General features: G+C 68.5%; 17 protein-coding genes and 1 pseudogene. 9 read left to right on the forward strand and 9 right to left on the reverse strand.

What is annotated here, in order from left to right; genetic code table 11:
- Positions 1-1,028: 1,028 nt before the first annotated feature.
- The gene (locus tag KBX46_RS31655; protein WP_210795705.1) at positions 1,029-1,466 is read right to left on the reverse strand and encodes a hypothetical protein; all 438 of its coding nucleotides are present in this window, start codon (positions 1,464-1,466) and stop codon (positions 1,029-1,031) included.
- A 484-nt stretch (positions 1,467-1,950) separates the two neighbouring features.
- Between KBX46_RS31655 and KBX46_RS31660 the strand changes: the two genes are divergently transcribed.
- The 4 genes from KBX46_RS31660 to KBX46_RS31675 all read left to right on the forward strand — a co-directional run bounded on the left by KBX46_RS31660 (position 1,951) and on the right by KBX46_RS31675 (position 5,157).
- The gene (locus KBX46_RS31660) at positions 1,951-2,775 is read left to right on the forward strand and encodes a hypothetical protein (protein ID WP_210795707.1); all 825 of its coding nucleotides are present in this window, start codon (positions 1,951-1,953) and stop codon (positions 2,773-2,775) included.
- A gap of 11 nt (positions 2,776-2,786) precedes the next feature.
- The gene (locus KBX46_RS31665; RefSeq protein WP_210795709.1) at positions 2,787-3,464 is read left to right on the forward strand and encodes a hypothetical protein; all 678 of its coding nucleotides are present in this window, start codon (positions 2,787-2,789) and stop codon (positions 3,462-3,464) included.
- Between the two features lie 807 nt (positions 3,465-4,271).
- Positions 4,272-4,715 (forward strand): hypothetical protein, encoded by a 444-nt coding sequence (locus KBX46_RS31670; protein WP_210795712.1) that lies wholly within the window; start codon positions 4,272-4,274, stop codon positions 4,713-4,715.
- A 109-nt stretch (positions 4,716-4,824) separates the two neighbouring features.
- Entirely contained in the window at positions 4,825-5,157 is a 333-nt protein-coding gene (locus KBX46_RS31675) for a hypothetical protein (protein WP_210795714.1), read from the forward strand.
- Positions 5,158-5,263: 106 nt separating this feature from the next.
- Here KBX46_RS31675 and KBX46_RS31680 read toward each other — a convergent pair whose 3' ends face one another.
- From KBX46_RS31680 to KBX46_RS31695, 4 genes are all read right to left on the reverse strand, one after another.
- A complete protein-coding gene (locus KBX46_RS31680; protein WP_210795716.1) occupies positions 5,264-5,533 on the reverse strand; it encodes a hypothetical protein in 270 nt (89 codons plus the stop codon).
- Between the two features lie 127 nt (positions 5,534-5,660).
- Positions 5,661-6,176 (reverse strand): hypothetical protein, encoded by a 516-nt coding sequence (locus KBX46_RS31685; RefSeq protein ID WP_210795717.1) that lies wholly within the window; start codon positions 6,174-6,176, stop codon positions 5,661-5,663.
- 769 nt (positions 6,177-6,945) lie between these two features.
- Positions 6,946-8,034 (reverse strand): epoxide hydrolase family protein, encoded by a 1,089-nt coding sequence (locus KBX46_RS31690; protein ID WP_210795719.1) that lies wholly within the window; start codon positions 8,032-8,034, stop codon positions 6,946-6,948.
- 263 nt (positions 8,035-8,297) lie between these two features.
- On the reverse strand, positions 8,298-8,975 hold the full coding sequence (locus KBX46_RS31695) for an HAD family phosphatase (RefSeq protein ID WP_210795721.1): 678 nt from the start codon (positions 8,973-8,975) through the stop codon (positions 8,298-8,300).
- Between the two features lie 325 nt (positions 8,976-9,300).
- Between KBX46_RS31695 and KBX46_RS31700 the strand changes: the two genes are divergently transcribed.
- Both KBX46_RS31700 and KBX46_RS31705 read left to right on the forward strand, forming a co-directional pair.
- Positions 9,301-9,984: a response regulator transcription factor gene (locus tag KBX46_RS31700; protein ID WP_172862064.1), complete on the forward strand. Its 684-nt coding sequence runs from the start codon at positions 9,301-9,303 to the stop codon at positions 9,982-9,984.
- The gene (locus tag KBX46_RS31705; protein WP_210795723.1) at positions 9,981-11,417 is read left to right on the forward strand and encodes a HAMP domain-containing sensor histidine kinase; all 1,437 of its coding nucleotides are present in this window, start codon (positions 9,981-9,983) and stop codon (positions 11,415-11,417) included. The genes KBX46_RS31700 and KBX46_RS31705 overlap by 4 nt, the downstream gene beginning before the upstream one ends.
- A 56-nt stretch (positions 11,418-11,473) precedes the next feature.
- Here KBX46_RS31705 and KBX46_RS31710 read toward each other — a convergent pair whose 3' ends face one another.
- Positions 11,474-13,621 carry an MMPL family transporter gene (locus tag KBX46_RS31710; protein ID WP_210795725.1) on the reverse strand — a complete coding sequence of 716 codons (2,148 nt, stop codon included), beginning with the start codon at positions 13,619-13,621 and terminating at the stop codon, positions 11,474-11,476.
- A gap of 220 nt (positions 13,622-13,841) precedes the next feature.
- Between KBX46_RS31710 and KBX46_RS31715 the strand changes: the two genes are divergently transcribed.
- Positions 13,842-14,513, forward strand: a complete 672-nt coding sequence (locus KBX46_RS31715; protein WP_210795727.1) for a DNA polymerase beta superfamily protein — start codon at positions 13,842-13,844, stop codon at positions 14,511-14,513.
- Complete coding sequence (locus KBX46_RS31720; RefSeq protein ID WP_210795729.1) at positions 14,513-15,292, forward strand: DNA polymerase beta superfamily protein; 780 nt, start codon at positions 14,513-14,515, stop codon at positions 15,290-15,292. Before KBX46_RS31715 ends, KBX46_RS31720 begins: the two co-directional genes overlap by 1 nt.
- A gap of 213 nt (positions 15,293-15,505) precedes the next feature.
- On the opposite strand, the gene KBX46_RS31725 is transcribed toward KBX46_RS31720, so the two are convergent.
- The 3 genes and pseudogenes from KBX46_RS31725 to KBX46_RS31735 form a co-directional block, all read right to left on the reverse strand.
- Positions 15,506-16,324 carry a CPCC family cysteine-rich protein gene (locus tag KBX46_RS31725; RefSeq protein WP_099855227.1) on the reverse strand — a complete coding sequence of 273 codons (819 nt, stop codon included), beginning with the start codon at positions 16,322-16,324 and terminating at the stop codon, positions 15,506-15,508.
- Positions 16,325-16,527: 203 nt separating this feature from the next.
- Complete coding sequence (locus KBX46_RS31730) at positions 16,528-17,712, reverse strand: HEAT repeat domain-containing protein (RefSeq protein ID WP_210795731.1); 1,185 nt, start codon at positions 17,710-17,712, stop codon at positions 16,528-16,530.
- Between the two features lie 904 nt (positions 17,713-18,616).
- Positions 18,617-18,751, reverse strand: a pseudogene (locus tag KBX46_RS31735) (SMI1/KNR4 family protein); the annotation flags it as partial.
- A 115-nt stretch (positions 18,752-18,866) separates the two neighbouring features.
- Between KBX46_RS31735 and KBX46_RS31740 the strand changes: the two are divergent.
- Positions 18,867-19,943 carry a DUF808 domain-containing protein gene (locus KBX46_RS31740; protein ID WP_247668525.1) on the forward strand — a complete coding sequence of 359 codons (1,077 nt, stop codon included), beginning with the start codon at positions 18,867-18,869 and terminating at the stop codon, positions 19,941-19,943.
- Positions 19,944-20,071: the final 128 nt, after the last annotated feature.

Below are 20,071 nucleotides of genomic sequence, written 5' to 3' on the forward strand. Positions count from 1 at the left end.
GGCGCACGCCAGATGAGAGCCACACCAACCTGCGGTGGGCAGCCGCGATGAGAGCGACCCCACCGGTCACCTCGACCAAGCCTGGCCGGGCTGCGGTCGTACCACCAGTCAATAGGTAGCCGCGATCCGCGGCTCTGCAGCTGAACTGTTGGGCCTCGGTTGAGCCGTTTCGGGAGCCCGCACACAATGAGCGGGCTCCCCGGAGCCTGGCCCGGCTCGAACGGTTCTGCCATCCCTGGGTCAGTGACGTGCGGTACCGGCGCCGCACGTTGGGCAGGCCGGCCTCCGAGGTTAGTGCGTCCAAGCCGTGGTGGGGAGTCCGTTTACGTCGGGGGTTGTTTCTGATCCCCATTCTGGTGGGCCCGGCCGTGAGCCATGTCCGTTGCGGCGGGGAGATGGCTGCTCCGATGGCCGTACCTCGGGCCGGCGTCCGCGATCTGCCGAGGAACGACTGCGGGAGTATCCACCGCAGCCCAGTTACGAGCCGGGGATCCGGGGAGCCGACACTCCGTTCGAGGTCAGGTAGGTTGGCCGCAGCCGTCCGGGTCTGAGGGCCAGATCATTGGTGGGCGCTGGACCGCGTCCCGTCGAGTTCGACTCGGCGCCAGTAGGTAGGGGAGTTGCTGCAGAGCTGGCAGGCGAGGACCAGCGGCTGACCGGCTCGCCCGGGCGGTTTGATACCGCAGCACAAGGGCAGGCTTCTCATCTCGGACGCTTCGGCCTGCGCGACGTCCGGACCGTATCGCCGCTCGCAGGCGCGTTCCGCCGTCTCGTCGCGGCGGGGGTCGCGTGCGGTTTCGGCGAGCTTGACGGTGCCGCCCCGTTCGCCAGCGACCGTGGTATGCGCATCCGCAGGGATCCAGCTAACACGGTCGCGGTGCCGGTAGGGCAGCCAGGCCCCATGCAAGATGCCCTCGAGTAGGTGGTCCAGGTGAAGGCGGGGACCCCTGTTTGACGCTGTCCGGTGCGGCGTGACCTCCTAGTAGAGGTCGAAGTGGTCAGGCGTTGCTGCTCCCGGGAGGGCTGCGTCAGCCGGTTGGTGTGGGAGTGGGCGTAGCCGGGTCGCCGGCCGGGGCGCAGACCCGCCAGTGCCCCGACTCCTTACGGAAGGTTAGGGTGCTGTCGGGCTGGTCGGGGCGGGTGATCCGGGCGCTGGCGGTATTACCGGTGACCCGGATGTCGCTGGCCTTAACCGGGCGTTCGGGCCCCGGGTCGACGATCGGGCCACCGTTGTTGGCCGGGTCGTAGTCGTCGTCCTCGGTGATGTCGAGGGCCTCCTCGGCGCACAGCAAGCCGAGGATCTTGTCTTGGTCGTCCTGGTCGACCGCGATGGCGAAGTCACTGACCAACTTGTCGATCACGGCTTCGTCGCTGTTGGAGCGGGCCCCCAGCACCCACACCACGACGCCGGCCGCGACCGCCACGGCCAGCACGGCCGCCGCCCCGCCGAGCAGCCACCACCGCAACGACCCACCCTTGCGGCTCCCGTAAGGCGGCGTCCCTGCCCCCTGGTACGGCGGGCCCGAAGCCGCGTACGCCGGGACAGGTCCCGGGTGTGGCGGGTCCGAGGCGGCGTACCGCGGACCGGACGTAGGCGCGTTCGGGGCGGAGAAATGCGGCGGAATCGGGTCGGACGTGGGGGTCTCGGCGGGAGGCGCCGCCGTAGGCGGCGTCGAAGCGGGTGTTGGCTGATCCGCCGAGTCGTCCGGCTGCGACATCTCGGGCCCTCTCGTCGGTCGACATCTTCACCGGGGGCATCCGTCCGGGTCTCCGAGGCTACCGACCCGGGACAACTCGACCGGGTGAGGTTCATCTGATGTGGACAATGGCCGGTACCGTCGGGCTGGACGGGGTGGACCCGACTGCGGGGGTGGATGGAACGTGCCGGGATTGAGGCATCGGAGCGGCGGTCTGGTTCGGGTACTGGCTGCGGTCGTCACGTTCGCAGTCGTGCTTGCCTTCGGTCCACCGGCCGCGGCGGCACCATCACCACCGGCCAGTCTATGTGCGTCGCAGACTGCGGCGCTGCATGCGGTGCGGCAGCGGGTCACCGCGCACAACGCCAAGCCGCACGTCTTCCAAGTGCCCCGGCAGTCGGGGGCCCTGGCGGCATATAACGCCGATGCTGCCAAGCTCAAGGCGGAGCAGGCCGCCGCGATCGCCAATCTCAAGACCTGCATCGCGGTGATGGGCGAGTTGGCCGACTCGGCGAACACCTCGCTGGAACTCGAACCGCTGCCGAGCGACCTTCGCGCGAAGATAATTGCCGCGAAGGCGCGGATCCCCGCGAGCTGGACCCCGCCGCCGCCCCCGTCCGTCGGGAAGAACTGGACCGTCAAGGGGACCCCGGTCGAGCCGCTCTGGGAGGCGTTGCGCTACCGCAACCCGCCACCGGGGGTCGGCAACGCCACGCTGCGGGGCGATCCGAGACCGGTCGTCGGTGCGCCAGACCCGGCGTACCCCCGCTCGAAGGTCTTTGGGACGAACGCCGACGGCGACTCCAAGGCCTCGCCCGACCACATCGTCCCGCTGGCACAGATCGTCAATATGCCGGGCTTCACCCGGCTCAGCCCGGATAGCATGTACGTCGTCACCCGCTCCCCGGTCAACTTCCAGTGGCTGTCGGACAGCGCCAACAAGTCAAAGCAATCTCGCAGCGTGGCCGGCATGGCGAAGGCCGATCCGAAGTGGAAAGACGAGCAGGTCGCCCTCGCCGACGAGGTCAGCGAGCAGTTGCAAGCTATCATCGACCGGCTGCTGAAGATTCAGGGTTGACGGGGAGTGACGTGACGGATCCGATCGCGGTCGGGGCCGGCTTGGAGAAGTGGTCCCTGGCCCTCGTCGGCCCAGATTCGACCGAGCTGTCCCGGATTCCTGCGCAGTGGCGGCCAATCGCCCGCTCCACCGATCCGGCGAACCGATGCCGCACCGCAGCGGCGTTGTGGAACCAGGGCCTGCTCGATCTGATGCCCCGGTTCGCCGAGGCGCTGCGCACGCGTTTCGTCGACGTCCAAGCTGCTATCACCGATGACTGCCCGGTGTTGGTCTACGTCGGACGGGCCGACGACGGCGGGTACGTCGGCTGGGTCGGCTACGACCCGCGTAGCTTCGGTGAACCGCCACCCTTTTGGGATAGCTTCCCCGAGCCGCTGCGGGTCTTTCTGCGCGAGGTGCACGCCGGCTTCGTCTCGGGCAGCCGGTTGTCGTACGGGCCGGTACGCCCCCGGCACATGGAGACGCTGGCGGACCTCGCCGACTGGCCGGAGGGCATCGACGGCTGGGAGGCCGACATCGAGTCGACCCGGTTGTTGCAGATCAGCTCGGACGGCGGATTGTTGAGTTACTGTCTGACCCCGGACCTGCGGCCGGGACAGGTCGCCTTGGTCTATGAGGGTGACGTCGACGCGAAGGACTTCGGCTCCGAACTAGACGAACTCCTCACCTCGCGGCTGCGCCACCCGTAGGACCTAGCCACCGTCCGACCGGCGTGCCATGCCGCGCGCTCGGGGTACGGCGAGCCCGTTACCGAGGGCTTGCAGGGCAACGTCGTGCGGGCGCCGACCCCGGCAGGGCCTAACCACACCGTCAAGTCCAGCGCGCCAGCAGGGACGGTTGACGTGCTTCGCCGCGGTTTGGCGCAGCAATAGACAAGTCTCTATGTCACCTGGCAGAGGAGTGTGCACAGGTCAAGGCGGTAAGGAGCCGTTGGTTGGCCTGGCCTTGCATCTGGGAGCAGATTGGGTGCGGGTTGGCGAAGAGGTCTCCGCGCCCGAAGTGCTTACCGATGCCGGACAGAGGCGAGGGCTTTGACTTGCGGTGATGGAGTTCGAGCGGTGCGGCGTGACCTCCCAGTGGATACCAAAGAGGTAAAGCCTCCAGCCTCCCGACTGGCTGGCGCCGGCTGATGAACTGCGGCCTGCCGGCGCCAATCACGAGGCCAGCCCGCATCGATGATCCCCCAACGTGCGATAGCCGCAACAGACACACGGGTACGGGAGAGCCATGCGATCAGTGTGCCGGACACCCGTGCCGCACCAATGGCAGCCGCAGCCCTTCGGTGTGCAGGGCGACCACAGCGACGGCGCGGGCGTCGAGCGGGTCGGTCTTGGGACCCTGATCGGTCTTGGACCGTGACCGGTGGCGAACACCCGGGCCCGGGCGGACAGCCTCGCGGGAACGTCCGCGACGTTCACGGTCGGGTGGCAACTGTGCTCTGAGGGGGGCGATGGTGTGAGCAGGGGTCAGCTGGCAATGGCCTTAGGCTTTGAGCAATGAGCCGGAACTTGACTGGGATTGCCGCCGAGCTGGAGGCGCTCACGCTGCTCGACTTCCACCCGATGAACGTCAACGCCGACGGTGCCGACCGGCTACAGACGATCTGTGCCGAGCTGGTCGAACGGGACGACCCGGAGCGGTGGGCACCGCTGCTCTACTCACTCATGGAGCGCCTCGACGACGCGGACATGGGTAGTCCAGGCCCGATCGTGCACACCCTGGAGGCATGGAGCGGCTACCCTTCGCTGCTCGCCGAATCGTTGCGGCGCAAGCCGACCCCGTTGACCGTCTGGATGGCCAACCGACTACTCAACACCGACCGCTCCGACGCCCCCCAGTGGCTTGAGCTGCTGCGACAAGCGGTCGGACATTCGGCGGCGTCGCCCGAGGCCCGGGCAGACGCGGAAGACCTCCTCGAACACCAAGCCAGCCGCCGGTAGCACCGGAACGCCACGGCATCCACGACGTGAGTGGCCAACGCCCGGCTAGCTGATCTACCGCCAGAGCTGGCTACCTGTCGGGTTGGCGATCCTGGGCATACTCGGGTCTATGGTGAGCGATCGATTGCAGGTGTGGGTCCGGGCGCGCTTCGGACCGTCTGAGGTCGAAGCCGTCCTGGACCTGTTGGCGGATCTCGTGCATTTGGGACCGGGCAGCAGCGCCGAAGGCGTCGAGCGTGTTCAAGCTGCCGTGGTCTTCCTGTCTCGGGGAGATAGCCGACGCTTCCTTGATGCTGTGGTCCTGGCCCAGGAGGACTGGCGCGACGTGTTGGTTGCGGCGGGGCTCGCCGATGATGACTGGGCCGACGGCCTGAACTCCACGCTCGGTGACAGCGGCAAGTCCGAGTGCACCGGCCGCCAGTCGACGTCACGCAGATCCTGATACCGATGTGTCACGCAGGTCCCGAGGCCGGACGGCCGACCGCCGGGATGTGGGGCTCCACTTGACGCGTGACGGATCTGTGTCAGATATCGGGTAACACGACCGGCTAGTCGGGATTGAGGGCGGTGATTGTGGCGCGGATTCGGTTGCTCAGCAGTTCGTCGGCCCAGACCAAATGGTCGGCAAGGCTGGTGACCGCGAGGCGGTTGTCGCCGTCGACGAGTTCAATCAGATGGGGAATCGTCTCGACAGCGTGTAGTTCCAGAATCGTTGCCAGGCCGTACCGTCCGGCGTAGTCGGTGACACCGGCGACGAGCGGTACGGTCAGGTCCGCGGTCGGGATGCCGAGGCGGGCGAGAGCGCGTGCGGCCGCCACCCGGCTCCATCGGTCGTCGAGCCGGTCGTTGAGTAGCGGGCTGAGTTCGGTCAGCGCATCGCGTTGGGCGATGTGGTCACGTGGCGCTGTTCCCAAGGTGGCTGGCCCGGCCGGCGCCTCGGGTTGCCTAACGCCGCGCCTGCAGCGGCGGCGGATCGACGTAGAGCGTCTCGGGTGAGCAGGCTGAAATCCCCCGCAGTTCCGTCATCTGGGAGACCGATCCCACGGGCAACGTCCTGAGCGAGCCCTTCAGGCCGGTGACCTCTTCGGGCTCCGCCGAAGAGGTCACCACCACACCTAGACTTGCGTGAGCTTCAGAGTTGCGCTGAGCGTCATCGGCGGTGGGGCAATGGGTCGTGTCGCCCCTCGGACACCAGATATTTGCTTCACGGTGCGTGCTGAGATCGACTGCAGCGCGCACCGTTTGCGTTCCAGGCTGGTAGTTCAGCCGGAGACCGAGTTGCCGGTAGACGTCGGCCGGGTCGGCGTCGCGGAGCACGGCGGTGATGTCGCCGAACGCGTCCACCAGGGCTGTGATTTCTGCTCGGCTCATCCTGCGCGCGGGGGTGCCCGCGTTTGCGGGGAGGTCTGCTTCCGCGCGGGCGCGTTCAGCCTGGGTCTGCGCGATCCAGCCGGTGACCACCGCCGGGTCGGCTCCGGCGTCGAGGGCGGCGCGGTGAAACCTTCCGCAATCCGGCTGGCTGCGATACCGTCCCGCCCCGTGACGTGCGGATACTCCAGCTTGTAACGCTAGCTCGCGTTCTGGGTGGGTTCTCTGACACACGAGGCGGGGCCGATCTGGCGGGCTGCCGGCCGGGGTCAACCGTCGCCCCGTTGACGGCTGTGGCCCCCTCGGATCCGGCCAACGGGCAGCGCGGCAGGTGATGGGGGTCGACCACCACCCGCGGGCACTCCTCCTGCCGGCAGCTCCACACACGCCCCATCCAGCGGCAGCCGGCCGGGCACCACCGTGGGCACGCAGCGGGACGGGGTGGCCGGCGGGGCAGGCTGTCGGCGCCCACTCCTGCCAGACCCGCCTGCCGCCGCGCGTGCGTACCCACCGTCCCGCCACCACGGCATGAGGGCACGAGGGGGCCGACCGGAATACGCCGGAGACCGGCAATAGGACGATGGATCCGCTGGTCAGCGGTACGTACCCGGCGGCCATGCCCCAGATCGGCCGTTCGCCGGGCTTGCGACCGAACAGCCAGCTCGCGCCGGCCCAGCCGAACCCGACGACCGCGGCCGTGCTCACCCCAAAGGCGAGCAGGGGGCGGCCGGCGAACCCGGAGAGCGGCATGTGGGACAGGGCTAGGAACAGGGCGGACGGCATCGCGCGTTGGAACACGAATCGGCCGAGCACCGACGCCACCGCCTCGCCCAGCAGGCCCCAACGACAGGCCGCTCCTGGATTACCGCAGCGCGCTGAAGAAGGCGCGCAGGTCGGCAGCGAGCAGGTCGGGCTCCTCCTGGGCGAAGAAGTGGCCGCCGACCCTGGGCTCGTGCCAGTGGGTGAGGTTGGCGTAGGTGCGTTCGGCGAACGACCGGGGCAGGCCGGCGTCCTCCACGCTGACCGTGATACCGGCGGGTACGGCGACCATTGGCAGATGTGGGGCTAGGCGGTCGTCACGGTAGGGCCGGAAGGACGTGCCGATGCAGTTGGTGACCCAGTACAGCATCACGGTGGTCAGCAGTTCGTCGAAGCCGAACCGGCGGGAGATGTCACCGCCACAGTCGCTCCAGCGCTGGTACTTCTCGATGATCCAGGCGGCCAGTCCGGACGGCGAGTCGCTCAGCGCGGCCGCAAGGGTGTCGGGCCGTGTTTCCTGGAGGATTCCGTAGCCCCAGTCATCTTGGGCCTTCGCGTCGAGCATGGCGATGAACGCCTCCTCGGCTGGGCTGAGGTCGCCCCTGCGGTCCGCTGGCGGGAACTTGATGTGCTGCGAGAAGACCCCGATGACCCGATCTGGGTGGCGGGCGCCGAGCCACGTCGACACGCCGGACCCGATATCGCCACCGTAGGCGCCGAAGCGGTCGTAGCCCAAACGGGTCATCAGCTCAGCCCACACGTCCGCGACAGCCGCCTCGGTCGTCGGGCCCTCGGCGAGTGGACCGGAGAAGACGAAACCGGGCAGGCTCGGTATGACGAGGTCGAAGTCTGCGAGCCGGGACACCAGGGGCAGCATCTCCGTGTACGTGCTGGGCCAGCCATGGGTCAGGGTCAGCGCCGTGGCGTCGGGCGATGCCGAGCGAACATGAACGAAGTGGACCGGCGTGCCTCGGACCGTGGTGACGAACTGAGGGTACCGATTGAGGGCACGCTCGACCGCACGCCAGTCGAATCCGTCGAGCCAGTACCGCATCAGACCTGCCAGGTACCCAGGGTCGGTGCCGGCGGCCCACGGCTCTCCTGGGGCGGCTGCCGCGAGCCTTGTCCGCGAAAGCCGAGCTCGCAGGTCGTCCAGGACGGCTTCGGGCACATCGATGTGGAAGGGCGTCACCCGATCATGATTCCATCGCAAGGAGTCACTCGGCAGCCGCCCGAATGGGCAGGCTGGTGGCCTTTCTGCTTGTGCACAGCAATGGAGTCAGTGATCGAGTGAATCGCCGAGGCGTGCGGACGCTCGGGGGACCGTCACGGCTGGAGTGGGTCAGCCTTCCGGGTGCCCGTCGTAGACGCAGAATGGCGTCCACACATGTCGAGTTGAGTCCGGCGACCCGGCAACCACCGACACACTGAACGGGCGTCTGCGCCGGCTCCCGCTCACCGGAAACTGCCGACGCGCCGGGCCAGTCCCGCCAAGACCGCGTCCAGGGACAGCTCCGCGGCACTGGGCAGCAGCATGTCCGCGGCCGTGAAGTGGGCGCCGTCCGCATGCGGGTTCGGCACTGCCACGCACCGCAGCCCGGCCGCGTGCGCCGCCGCCATGCCGTGCGCGGTGTCCTCGAATGCGACCGCCTCCTCCGCCGGCAGCCCGAGCCGGTCCAGGGCCAGCAGATACACGGCCGGATCCGGCTTGTGTGCGGCCACCTCCTCGCCGGTCGCCAGCACCTCGAACCGCGCCCGCAGCCCGGCCCGATCGAGCATCGTCCTCACGTGGGTGACCGGTGAACTGCTCGCCACCGCGAGCCGCAGCCCCAGCTCCGCAGCCCGGTCCAGCCAGCCGACGATGCCCGGTGCCGGCTCCAGCGCCGCGTTCAGTTCCGCCCGATACGCCATCCGCAGCGCGTGACTGGACTCGCGGTCGTAGGCCGGTCCGACCGTTGCGGCGAGCGCGGCGTAACGCGGCTCGTTCGCGTCGCCGCCATGGTCGGCGAAGAAGCCGGCCGGATCGAGTTCCAGGCCATGCCGCCGCCACTCCCAACGCCAGCTCTCCAGCAGCGTCGTCTCCGTGTCCATCAGCAGGCCGTCGAAGTCGAAGATGAGCGCCTTGACCGTCATCGCTGCAGTATCCCAATCCAGCCTCCGCGGCCAGCGCCTGCCGCAGTCAGGCAACGCGGTGAGCTCCAGTCAAAGCACATCACCGGCCCGGAGCAGCGCATCCTCTGTGGCGACCTCTTCGGCACACCCGAAGGCATAGACCTTCGAAGGTTCAGGTCATCCCCCCGGGAGGCACGCTCGCTCATGACGAGAACGGTGCACCTGATCATGGCGATGGGATGCTGCGGTCCACCGTGCGCCCGACCTTTAATCCTGGCCTCAGGTTGATCGGGGATTATGAGCGGCAAAAGCATCGATTGGAAGGGGGCGCGTCGGCGTGCGGATCATGATCGCGGATGACGACGCGGCCATCCGTGAGTCGCTGGAGCGGGTTCTCCAGGTCGAGGGTTACGACACCAGCACCGTCGCCAACGGTCTCGCCGTGCTCGACGGGGTCGGTGGAGCCGGCGGTGACACGCTGGATCTGCTGATCCTTGACGTGATGATGCCCCGCCTCGGCGGGTTGGAGACCTGCCGGCGGTTGCGGGCGGCGGGTCGGGATCTGCCGGTGCTGATGCTGACCGCTCGTGACCAGGTCTCGGACCGGGTCGCAGGGCTGGACGCGGGCGCCGACGACTACCTGCCCAAGCCGTTCGCCACCGAGGAGTTGCTGGCCCGGGTGCGGGCCTTGCTGCGCCGGCGCACGCCGGGCGACGGGGAGTCGCAGGTCCTGTCGTTCGCCGACGTCCGGCTCGATCCCGACAGGTTCGAGGCGTGGCGAGGCGGGCGGCCGCTGCGCCTGACCCGGACCGAGTTCTCCCTCCTGGAGGTCCTCGTGCGTAACGCGACCCGGGTGTTGACCCGCGACGCGCTGTTCGAGGCGATCTGGGGCTTCGACATGAGCGCCACCGCCAACAACCTCCAGGTGTACGTGAGCTACCTGCGCCGCAAGATGGAGGCCGAGGGTGAGCCGCGATTGATCTACACGCTGCGCGGCCTGGGATACACGTTGCGGGAGAGTCCTCCGTGAGCAGGCCCGCCGGCCGGAAACCGCGCCGGCTGACCCGATGGTGGCGCCGGCGGTCACTGCGGACCAGGCTGACGGTGATCGCGGCGACGGCCATCGCGGTCAGCGTGTTCATGGCCTTCCAGGTGGCCAGCGAGCTGCTGGACTGGGAGCTGCGGGACGCCGCCGAGGATCAGCTGCGCGCCGACTCCCGCGTCCTGGCGACGGACGCGGAGCGCGCCGGTCTGGCGCAGGTCCAGCTACCGCCGTATCCCGGATCCGTTCGACTGGTGCGGGTCATCCTGCCCGACGGATCGACCCGGACGCCGGCCGGCCAACCCGCGCTGCCCCCGGTCAGCGAGCACGCCGGGCGCGTGGCGCAGGGCGCGTCGGCCGACCTGATGGAGTCGAACGACATCGACGAGGACGGCTACCTCATCTACACGCTGCGGGCGGGCGACGGTGCGGTCCAGGTGGCCCGCGTCGCCAACGACAGCCCGATCAACCGGTTCGGGTTCGGCATGCTGCTGATCGGGCTGCTCTGCGTGGTCGGCGGCGCCCTTGTCGGGCGGACCGTGGCGCGGACCGGGCTGGCACCGATCGACCGGCTGACCGCCGCCGCGGTACGCGTCGCGCACACCCAGGATCTCGACGCCGACATCCCGGATGAAGGCGGCGGGGAGATCCGGCGGCTGATCCAGTCGATCAACGACATGCTCGCCGCACTCCGGGACTCCCGGCGGGCCCAGCGGCTGCTCGCCGAAGACGCCGCCCACGAGCTCAAGACCCCGCTCACCAGCCTGCGCCTCAACGCCGAACTGCTGATCCGGCTCGATCGGCGCGGCACCCTGGACAGCGCGCTGCCGGCGGAGAGCCGGACCCGGCTGCTCAACGACCTCGGCGCCCAGGTAGCCGAGTTGAGCACCCTCGCCGCCGAACTGACCGACCTGGCGCGCGGTGACGTCACCGACGAGAGCACCGACCTGCTCGACCTCGCCGACGTGGTGGTGCACGCCGCGACCCGGGCGCGTTCCCGCGTGCCCGACATCGAGGTCGCGCTCGACGTCACCTCGGTGTGGGTGAGCGGGCGTCCCGCTGCGCTCCAACGGGCCGTGCTCAACCTCATCGACAACGCCGCCAAGTGGTCCCCCGCGGACCAGCCGGTCCAGGTCCGGCTCCGTGCCGAGGGCGCGTCGGCGGTGCTCGAGGTCGATGACGCCGGGCCGGGCATCGACGCCGTCGACGTACCGCGGGTGTTCGACCGGTTCTACCGTGCCGACAGCGCCCGGGCGTTGCCAGGATCCGGTCTGGGGCTGTCGATCGTTCAGCGGGTCGTCGACGCCCACGGCGGCCGGGCCACCGTCGCCCGCTCCGCACGCGGTGGCGCGCTGCTTCGGGTCGACCTTCCGGCCGCGGCCCCGCCCGGTCGAATCACGCGGCCAACCGCCGGACCATGAAAAAGATCCGGGACGGCCCTGAGGCTCCGTCCCGGATCTCGCCCGTGCCGCCGCGCTCACCGTTGCAGCGCGGGCTCCTCGTCGTCGGCGAGCGGCTGTTGCCCGTCCGGCGGCTCCACCGGTCGGGACAGCCGGCTCGGCCACCACATCCGCCGGCCGATCAGCAGGGTGAGGGCGGGCACCAGGACCGATCGCACCAGCAGGGCGTCGAGCAGCACGCCGAAGGCGACCAGGAACCCGACCTCGATCAGCATCACCAGCGGAAGTGAGACGAGGACCGCGAACGTGGCCGCCAGGACCAGGCCTGCCGAGGTGATGACGCCACCGGTGGCGGAGAGGGCTTTGAGCATGCCCTCTCTGGTGCCGAGACGCACGGCCTCCTCCCGGGCACGGCTGGCCAGGAAGATGTTGTAGTCGACGCCGAGCGCCACCAGGAACAGGAATGCCAGCAGCGGCACCGAATAGTCGACGCCCTTGAACCCGAGGATCGTGTCGAAGACGAACACGCTGCCGCCGAAGGCTGCGGCGAATGAGACGACCACGGTCGCCATCAGGACCAACGGGGCCACGATCGCGCGCAGCAGCAGCCCGAGCACGATCAGGACGACGGCGAGCACCAGCGGGATCACCAGCTTCTCGTCGCGGCTGGTGGTCACCTCGGTGTCGAGGTTCTCCGCACTCGGCCCGCCGACGATCGCCTCCGCCCCGCTCACCGCATGCACGGCGGTGCGCACCCGCTTGATCGTGTCGTACTCCGCGACGGTGTCCGGCGCGTCCGTCGGGAACACGGAGATGTCGGCCCAGCCACCCTTGGTCTGACCCGGGACGGTCATGGCCACACCTCGGGTGCCCTTGACGATGTCGCGCACCCGCTCCTGGTACGCCGGCCGCGTGAAGATCGTCATCGGCTGGCCGCCGAGCTCCGGGAAGTGCTGGCGGAGAACGGTGAAGCCGGTCACCGACTCCGGCGCGGACAGGAACTGGTCCTGCTCCCGCAGGGCGCCGGTATTGCCCGCCAGCCCGAGGGCGAGCACGCCGAGGACTCCGAGCGAGCCGAGCGTCGCCACCCACCGGCGGCGGCTGATGGCGGTGCCAAGCCGTCCCCACAGCCCCTGCTTCAGCTCCACGGTCGTGCTGAACCGCGGGATGGCCGGCCAGAAGATCCGCCTGCCGAGCACCACGAGCACCGCCGGGAACAGCGTCAGCATGGCCACCAGCGCGCACAGAATGCCGGCCGCACCGATCGGGCCCAACCCGCTGGTGCTGTTCAGGTCCGCGACGAGCAGGCAGAGCAGGCCGGCGACCACGGTGGCCGCGGACGCGACGATCGCCGGCGCCGCGCCACGCAACGCGTGAATCATCGCAACCCGGACGTTCTCGTGGTGGTGCAGTGCCTCCCGATATCGAGCGATGAGCAACAGCGCGTAGTCCGTGCCGACGCCGAATACCAGGATCGTCAGCAGCGCCGAGTTCTGGTCGTTGACCACGATGCCGAAGCCTTTGACGAGCAGGTAGACGGTCGCCATCGCGGTCAGTGCGGCCGCGCTTACGACCACCAGCGGAATGAACCACAACACCGGGCTGCGGTAGGTGAGAATGAGTAGGAGCGTTACGACGACGACGGTGGTGAGGAAGACCTGCAGGTCGATGCCGTCGAAGACGGCGTCCATGTCGCCGTCGACCGCGGCCGGGCCGGTCACGTCGAGTTCCAGGCCGGCGGGGCGGTCCTTCGCGGCGTCACGCAACGGCCCGACGATGGCCTCCGGTGCGCCGTAGGTCGTGCTCACGTCGAGGGTGAACATCATCGCCTTGCCGTTGGTGGAGAGTCTTGTCGGTGGGCCCTCGTCGTCCTCGCCGGCCGGGGCCGCCACCTTCGGCGGGTACCGCTTGGCAAGAGTGTTGTAGTGGCGCTCGGCCGTCGCGCGGTCGGCGTCGGTCATGCCGCCGGCGCGGTGGTACACGAACACGAACGTGTTGTCCTCCCCGCCGGGGAGACTGTCCTCCAGCACCGCCACCTTGGTGGACTCGGCACCGGCCGGCAGGGTGTCCACGGCTCTGTCGGTAGTGACCGAGCTCAGCTTTCCGCTCAATGGCACCATCACCGCCGCCAGCGCCACCCACAGGCCAATCACCAACCACGGCACCCACCGGCCTGCCAACCGACCGGCCGGCGCTTCCCCGGACGGCGCTGCGTTGACTGCCATCACTAGCCTCCTACAGACGGGTCACATCGCTTATCTGATGCCGACTTCCTACCGAGCGAATCTGAGGCGACTGTTAGAACGGCGCTCAGGCCGGTTGGCCGAACCAGGTGCCCAGCGCACGCATCACCGTGGTGGCGTCGTCGAAGAGCCGAACCTCACGGACGCGGAGTGCTCGAAAAGGGTGACGTGTGCAGGGCGGTGATTGGGTAGCGTCCCGGGCGTGATCGAGCTTGTCGAGCGGCATACGGTTCTCGCCGTTGTGGTCGGGTCGCGGGCGTACGGGCTGCATGACCTAGCCTCCGACTACGACCGGCGTGGTGTGTATGTGGCGCCCACACGGGCGTTCTGGCACCTCGACAAGCCGCCCACGCACCTCGACGGTCCGGCGGTGGAGCAGTTCTCCTGGGAGTTCGAACGCTTCTGCGTCCTGGCCCTGCAGGGCAACCCGACAGTCCTGGAGGTGCTCTGGTCTCCGCTGGTCGAGACGATCACCGTCGACGGGGAGTGGTTGCTGGCGGCACGGCAGGCGTTCCTGTCGAGGCGGGTGGCGGAGACCTACGGCAACTACGCCCGGGATCAGCTCAAACGAGTGGCGGCCCGCCGCGAGCGCACCGGCGAGACGAATCACAAGCAGGCCATGCATATGATCCGGCTGCTGGTCGCCGGGGCGCATGTGCTTCGGACCGGGGAGGTGCTGGTCGACGTTCGTCACCTGCGCGACCGGCTGCTCGCGGTGCGGCGCGGCGAGCTGCCCTGGGATGAGGTCGCCGCTTGGACGGCGGATCTACTGGTTGAGCTCGCCGACGCGACCGCAAGCACCGTGTTGCCTGATCAGCCCGAGTGGGCTGACGTGGATCGGCTGCTCACGGCCGTACGGGAAAGGAACCTGTAGTGACCACCGAGGTGCCGCCGTGGGCCGCCGAGGCAGCCTGCACCCTGCCTCGTCCGCTGCTGTTCGCCACCGTCAGCGGTGCACATCTGTACGGATTCGCATCCATCGACTCCGATCTGGATTTGCGGGCCGTGCACTTGCTCCCGGCTGAGGAGGTCGTCGGGTTGCGCACCGGTCCGCAGACGTTGCAGCACATGAGCGTGCGCGACGGTGTCGAGTTGGACGTGGTCAGCCACGATCTGCTGAAGTTCGTCAGACTGTTGAACAGCCGCAACGGGTACGTCCTGGAGCAGCTGTTGTCACCGCTGGTGGTTGTGACCACCGCGGTGCACGCCGAACTCATTTCCTTGGCCCCGCGGCTGGTCACCCGTCACCATGCGCACCACTACCTCGGATTCGCGGCCACCCAGGAAAAGTTGTACGCCAAAACCGGGCAGCTCAAGCCTGCGCTGTACACGCTGCGGGTCCTGCTCACCGGGCTCCACCTGATGCGCACCGGCCGCGTAGAGACGAACCTTGCCGTGCTCGGAACGAGGTTGTCGTACGTACCGGATCTCATTGCCGCCAAACGGGAGGCCGAGCATGGCCCGCTCCCCGCGGGCGTTGCAGGTTGGCTCGCCACCGACGTGTCGCGGCTGCGCGCCGAGTTGGAGGCGGCCCGGGACATCTCGGTGTTGCCCGAGCGCGTAGATCCGGCAGCCGTGGACGCCCTGCACGACCTGGTGGTGCGCACCCGACTGCACGGGCTCCCCAACCAGCGCCGTGAGTCAGCGGGCTGAGGTCCGCCGCAGGTCCGTCATCTCAGACACCTATCCCACGGGCAACGTCCTGAGCAGGCCCTTCAGGCTGGCGACCTCTTCGGCGGATCCGAAGGCGTCAGCGCTGGCGCTCCCGCGGAAGCGGTAGGGCAGTGCCCGCACATGTCAAAGAGCGGCTGCCGACAGGGTCTCTATCGGAATTCGCGAGCGGACGAACATTGCGCGAGCCCGCTGTCACCAACAGTCCCCGCCTCGACCGGGCGGCCACCGCACGACGATCAGCCCGGTGATGTAGTAACCGATTTGATCGACGCGGGTGGCAACGTCGAGTTCGACGGTCGTCGCCGTGGTGCGTAACCGGTGGACTTCCCAGTGGCGGTACCGCAGGTCGCGTAGCCAGGTTTCCTTGACCTCTCCCGCGACACGCATCGGTGATGCCGCCGGTTCGGCGATACAGGCAGCCGTGATCTGTTGGGCAGGGTCGGGGCCTGTCGTCACGGTCACTTCCCGGATCGAAGGGCACCGGAACAGGTAGTGGTCGAAATCGATCGACATGCCTGAGAGATTGTCCGGATCGGCCGGGGTTGCCACGGATGCGACTGCGCGGACTGCCTCGGCGAAGCCGGTTGGATCGGCGTCGTCAACTGGCGGCTCGGGGAGACCGACGGCCTGCACGTCGTCCCACCAAGTCTGGCCCGTGCGTCGGCGCCACCAATACAGGACGGTCCGATCATCCGGCCAAGCCGCCAGGGCGCCACCGCCTGGCTCAAAGCGGTCCCGTTGAAGGTCGATCGTCCGCCAGTGCGGTTCTCGGTCGTAGTCGGCCGGGTCGGCTCGGTTCTCAACGAGGCTGTCCTCGTCACAGGCGCCATACAGGCCGAAGTTGCGTTGCGCTTCAATCAATGAGGATTTGTTCGCACCGTCTTCCCGGTACGGCCAACGTAACTGGTAAACATCGTCCTCCCATCGGCACACCCGGCAGATTTCATGTGAGCCCGGCGGATCCCCCAACGTGCGGTAGCCGCAACAGACACACGGGTACGGGACGTCCATGCGATCAGTGTGCCCGACACCCGTGCCCCACCAATGGCAGCCGCAGCCCTTCAGTCTGCAGAGCGACCACAGAGACGCTGCGGGCGCCGACCGGGTCGGTCTTGCGGCCCTGGCCGGTGGCGAACACCCTGGCCCGGGCGGACAGCCTCGCGGGAACGTCCACGGCGGTCTCGCCAGCGGATCGCTGACTGCGGGCTGCCGGGTCAGCGAGCGGTGGGGTTGGTCAGTCGGTCCAGTTCGGTGGCGGCAAGTCGACGCAGGGTCTGGTCGGTGTCGCGGGTATATCGGTGGAGGATGTCCGGGGCAGCGTCGGGCGCGAGGTGTCGTGCCACGACCGCGACGCGCTGACGGACCATTGGATCTGGGTCGTCCGCCAATTCGACCAGGAGTCGCCCCCGGTGGGATGGCCTGCCGTCGGCGCTGGCGAGTCCGCTGAGGGTGGCCGCTCGTACTGCGGCCTCGCCGTCTCGTGCCAGCATCGTGAGTTGCGGTGCCACGCGGGGATCCGAGTCGGCCGCCGTCGCGAGCGCTTTGGCGGCTTGGACTCGCAGTTGTGGGTCTTGGTCGGCAGCCAGCACCAGCAGTGCATCGACCGCCGCTGGCCCGCCGACCGAGCCGAGGGCTTCCGCAGCGTTCTCGCGGACGGGCCGATCGGGGTCCTGGAGGAGCCGTTGCAGGGCCGGGGTCGCCTCGTGACTGCCGAGTCGCCCGAGTGCGTAGGCGACCATGGACCGTACTCGCGGTGTCGGGTCGGCGGCGAGGGCAACGAGCGGTGCGACCGCGTCAACCCGGCCGGTGTAGCCAAGCCTGCTCGCGGCCGACACCCGGACCTGCTCGTTCAGGTCACGCAACGCCAGAACGAGCGCGCCGAATGCCCAGTCGTCGCCGGCTGGGTCAGGGATCGAGCCCACCGCCATGGACCTGATCTCCGGGTCGGCGTCGGTCACGGCCGCAGCGAGCAGCTCGACATCCTGTGCTTCGACCACGAACCCGAGCGCCCACAGCCCAACACGGCGCAGCTCCGGCGTATCACCCGTGGCGAAATTACGCACCACACACCGGCTGGTCGCCCGGTCTGCGTGCAGCAGCTCGATGATCTCGGCCTGGAGACTGTCTTGGTCGTCCCCGAGATCGCGCGCCGAAGCGCCTAGCAGTACCGGCAACGCCGCCACGCCCTCGATGCCAGCCAAGACACCGGCAATCAGATCTCGGCCGTAGAAGTTTCCCTCGTCGAGGAACCGGTCCAGCACCTCCCGCAGCCCGGGTACCAAGGTCGTGTCCCCGGATGCGGCCAGGGCCGTGACGGTCGGCGCGATGTCGTCGTAATCGTCCTCAAGCTCCATGGCGTGCCGGACCACAGCCTCCAACGCCCCATGGCTGTCGATCATCCGGTCACCATGCCATACCACCGCCCGGCGGTGGTACAGCGCACTGGCCCGAGCAACGAGAGTTGCCAGAAAGGGGACGTCTCCAGGTCGTGCGTCTGAGTGGCAATCAAACAATGGCAAGGAGTACCGCCTGGTCCTGGGCGGCGGTGACCTCTTCGGTGGGCCCGAAGGCGTCAGCGTTGGCGTCCCGTAGAGGCGGTAGGGCGGCTTCCGCTCATGTCAAATTGAGTGCGCCGCTAGTTCGTCCGCCGATCACGGCTGGCGTGTCGGCCAGATTCCTCGCCGGGCGAGGCGATCAAGGAAATCGAGTAGCTTCACCTCGCTGCGAGCAAGCCTCTCACGCTCGGGCGTCGGCAGATCGGCAAGCAGGTCCCGGAGGCGTTCGTTCCGCGGCACGAACACCATGGCACCGGAGTACTCGCGGCAGTTCGAGCACCACGCAAAGCCGACGCAGCGCTCGTAGAACCTGTCGGAGGGCGCGTAAAGGCGGTCCAGCTTGATCTTTCCTGGCCGCCAGCCCAGGCCGCCATCCTGATCTGCCGATGATCACGCACTCGCAACGGGGAGCCGCTCACCGCCGACGCGTGCGGGGATGACAAGGGTTCCTGTGCTCGCATCACGTGCACTCGATGATCCGACCCGCGTTCCTGGACGCCGCCGAGACCGCCATGGCTCTGTTGCGCAATCCGAGACTGGCCGAGCAATGGTCCTTGCCCAGCGCACTTCCGGAGCGTTGCGGGTGAGCTTGCGTGAGTCCGCCGCAGTTCCGTCATCCGAGACACCGATCCCACGGGGAGCGCCTTGACCAGGCCCTTCAGGCTGAAGACCTCTTCGGCGATCGAAGGCGTCAGTGACGGGTCAGACTCTGCACTCAGGATCGCTGGGGTAGGTGCCGACCGGGCGATCAATCGTCCCCATCAAAGTCGGTTTCGTCGACGAGGCCGACCAGGAACGTCTCGAAGTCGAGGGCGAGGACGGTGATCTGGTAGTTCCATTCCTGGTCGACGTGCACGACCGTCGGTGAGCTAGCGCCAGGTGATGACCCGGGCGCGGCGGTGGCGGGCCGTCGGCCGAGCGCGATAGTCGCTCACCTCGAGCTCTCGCCCGATATGCGACCGGGCGGTGGCGTGCCCCGTGCAGGGACCTGAGCGAGAATGGGCCAGTTCGACCCGCAACCCTGGAAGGACCCTCCCTTGGCCGGTGGACTCGTAGCCCTGCTGGATGACGTGGCGGTGCTGGCCCGTGCCGCTGCCGCGTCGATCGATGACATCGGGGCGGCCGCCGCGAAGGCCGGCGCCAAGGCTGCGGGCGTCGTCGTCGACGATGCTGCCGTCACGCCGCAGTACGTGCGGAGCCTGGCGGCCGAGCGCGAGTTGCCGATTATCAAGCGCATTGCCGTGGGGTCGCTGCGCAACAAGTTCTTCATCATCCTGCCGGCGGTGCTGCTGCTCAGTCAGTTCGTGCCTTGGCTGCTCACTCCGATCCTCATGCTCGGCGGCGCCTACCTCTGTTATGAAGGCGCGGAGAAGGTGTGGGCCAAGATCGCCCATCACGGTGCCTCCGGCGCGGGCGAGGAGAAGGTGCAGGACGAGACGACACTGGTGTCTGGGGCGGTACGAACCGACCTGATCCTCTCGGCGGAGATCATGGTCATCAGCCTTAACGAGGTGATCGATGAGGCGTTCTGGTCCCGCCTGGCGATCCTGGCTGTCGTCGCCGTCGTCATAACCGTCCTGGTGTACGGCGTGGTGGCCCTGATCGTAAAGATGGACGACGCCGGGCTGCGCCTGTCGCAACGTTCCGGCGCCGTCGCCACGTTCGGCCGCGGTCTGGTGAGGGCGATGCCGGTGGTCCTCACCGTGCTGACGGTAGTCGGCACCGCGGCGATGCTGTGGGTGGGCGGGCACATCCTGCTGCTAGGCACGAACGAGCTGAACCTGCACTTCCTGTACGAGGCCGTGCATGACGTGGAGGTCGCCGCCCACGACGCCACGGGTGTTCTCGGCGGGCTCGTCGGCTGGCTCGTCAACACGGTGGCCAGCGCGATCCTCGGGCTGATCGTCGGAGCGCTGGTCGTGCTGGTCATGACTCTCACGCTCCACCGCCGCAAATCCAAGGCTGCGGCTGCGACTGCGGCGGCCACGACTCGTGCTGACGGCACCATCCCCGCACCGCCGAGCCGTGCAGCTCGGCGTCTCGACGCTCCTACGGACCGAGCGCCGCTCGGTTGACCACAACATCATCGCAACTCGACCACGGGGTCATGCGTTCTGGTCACCCCGAGGTGATCATGGCGTACCGCAAGCCGTCTGACGGCAGTGATCTGCCGGATTGGAAGGAAGCCCTCATCCTGCGCGAC

It is taken from the genome of Micromonospora sp. C81, assembly GCF_018070425.1.
GTDB lineage: Bacteria > Actinomycetota > Actinomycetes > Mycobacteriales > Micromonosporaceae > Micromonospora > Micromonospora zamorensis.